Raw genomic sequence first — 2,066 nt, forward strand, 5'->3', positions numbered from 1 at the left:
GGGTAGGGGTGCGGAGAGTGTCGGACCAGTAATTGGCCGCTTTGGCTCACCTTGGGGCGCGGAAAGCCCAGGTGGGGTGGGCTGTTGGTGGCGCAAAGCGGCCAATTGTGGGGCGGCTATCGTGCGATGGCCGCCAGGGCGAGGGATGCGGTGGCCAGGGTCAAGAAGGCAGCCGGGAACGCGATGTTGTAGTACACGCGGGCGCGGATGTGTGCGGCGATGGCGCCGATGAAGAACAGGGTGAGTCCCAGCGCGGCTGTCATACCGAGGAACCGGGCGCCCAGGAGGCCGAGGAGGAGTCCGGCGGCTCCGGATACCTTGAGCGCCGCGAGCCAGGGGAGCCAGGATTCCGGGACGCCTACCTCGGCCGAGTTGGCGAGGACGAACCTGGCCCTCGAGAGGTCCGCGACGGCGATTCCGGCGTTGGCCGCGATCGTGATGAGGGTGATCAGCAGGTAGGCGGTGAACATGTGCCTTCCCTCTCGGTTGAGCAGGTGGTGAGCGTGGGCGAGGCACGACCCGATCGCTGCGTCAAGCCTCACCGGAACGTGCGCTTGGCGTCCAATACCTGCGTCTATAACCTTTGGGTATGGACGTCGACACCCGGCTGCTGCGCTGCTTCGTCGCCGTGGCGGAGGAGGGGAGTCTGACGCGTGCGGCGGAGCGGCTGTTCGTGTCCCAGCCGGCGCTGACGAAGCAGATCAAGCAGCTGGAGGCTCGGGTCGGAGTGCCGCTGTTCACTCGGTCGAGGGCGGGAATGGCGCTCACCGAGCCGGGGCGGGTGCTGGCGGAGCGGGTGCCTGTGCTGTTGGCCGAGTGGGATCGGATACTGCGGGAGACGAAGAGCACGGCCAGCCGGGCGGCGCGTGTGCTGCGGGTGGGTTTCCTGGCCAGCGCTGCCAACGAGGCGACGCAGCACATCGTCGCGGAGTTCTCCCGGCGTCGGCCGGGCTGGCGGGCCGACATGCGGCAGGCCGCCTGGTCGAATCCGTCCGCCGGGCTCGCCGACGGGGACGTCGACGCCGCCTTGGTACGGCTGCCCTTCCCCGGCCAGGACGCGTTGCGGGTGGCGGTGCTGTTCACCGAGCCCCGGTGTGTCGTCCTGCCCACGGCGCATCCCTTTGCCGCACGTGACGCGATTCCCTTCCGGGACCTGTGGGACGAGCCGTTCGTGGCAGCTCCGCCGGAAGCGGGGCGATGGCGGGAGTATTGGCTGGCCACTGATGAACGCGACGGTCACCCCGTCCGCATCGGCGCCGTCACCGACCAGCCCGACGAATGGCTCAGCGCGATCGCCAACGGCTACGGCATCGCCCTCGCCCCCGAATCCGCCGGGCGCTACTACGCCCGCCCCGGCATCACCTACCGCCCGGTCACCGGCGTCACCCCCAGTCAGGTCGCCGTCGCCTGGGCCCCCGCCGACGACACCAACCCCGTCGTGCAGGACTTCGTCCGCTGCTGCCTGGACAGCAGACCCCGGTGACCAGGACCCCCTCGTACTTCGGTCAGTCGCGGGGGAATTCGTCCGTTTTAAGGACGGTCATCGTGGCGCTCCTCCCGGCTGCCTTCCGCATGACTGCAGCCGCGCAGTACAACGATACGCACGGTGACCGGGACACGAGGAGAGCCGCATATGCCAACCGACGACCTCGTACCACTCGTCCGTCGCACCCTCGGCGCCGGCAACGTCCTCGGCATCTACCTCCACGGCTCCGCCACCCTCGGCGGCCTCCGCCCGTACAGCGACATCGACGTCCTGGCCGTCGTACGCCACCCGACGACCCACGACCAACGCCGGTCACTCGTCGAGGAGTTGCTCCGGGTCTCCGGTGGCGAGGGGCAGCGGCCCCTCGAGCTGACCGTCGTGGTACAGGGCGAGGTCCGTCCCTGGCGGTACCCGCCCAACTGCGAGTTCCAGTACGGCGAATGGCTGCGGGACGACTACGAACGCGGCCTCGTCCCGGACCCCGGGCCCATGCCCGACCTCGCGCCGCTCCTCACCATGGTCCTGCAGGGCGACGCGCCCCTGTACGGCCCGCCGCCCGCCGCCCTCCTCGACCCTGTCC

General features: G+C 69.8%; 3 protein-coding genes. 2 read left to right on the forward strand and 1 reads right to left on the reverse strand.

Annotation, left to right across the window (positions count from 1 at the left end; all coding sequences use genetic code 11):
* Nucleotides 1-116: 116 nt before the first annotated feature.
* On the reverse strand, nucleotides 117-470 hold the full coding sequence (locus StrepF001_RS45120) for a DoxX family protein (protein ID WP_129803863.1): 354 nt from the start codon (nucleotides 468-470) through the stop codon (nucleotides 117-119).
* 119 nt (nucleotides 471-589) lie between these two features.
* Here StrepF001_RS45120 and StrepF001_RS45125 point away from each other — a divergent pair, with 119 nt between their 5' ends.
* Nucleotides 590-1,483, forward strand: a complete 894-nt coding sequence (locus StrepF001_RS45125) for a LysR family transcriptional regulator (RefSeq protein WP_129803864.1) — start codon at nucleotides 590-592, stop codon at nucleotides 1,481-1,483.
* 150 nt (nucleotides 1,484-1,633) lie between these two features.
* The coding region (locus StrepF001_RS45130; protein WP_206307175.1) for a nucleotidyltransferase domain-containing protein at nucleotides 1,634-2,066 on the forward strand (433 nt) is incomplete at its 3' end.

The sequence above is a fragment of the Streptomyces sp. F001 genome (assembly GCF_004187715.1).
Taxonomy (GTDB): domain Bacteria; phylum Actinomycetota; class Actinomycetes; order Streptomycetales; family Streptomycetaceae; genus Streptomyces; species Streptomyces flavusporus.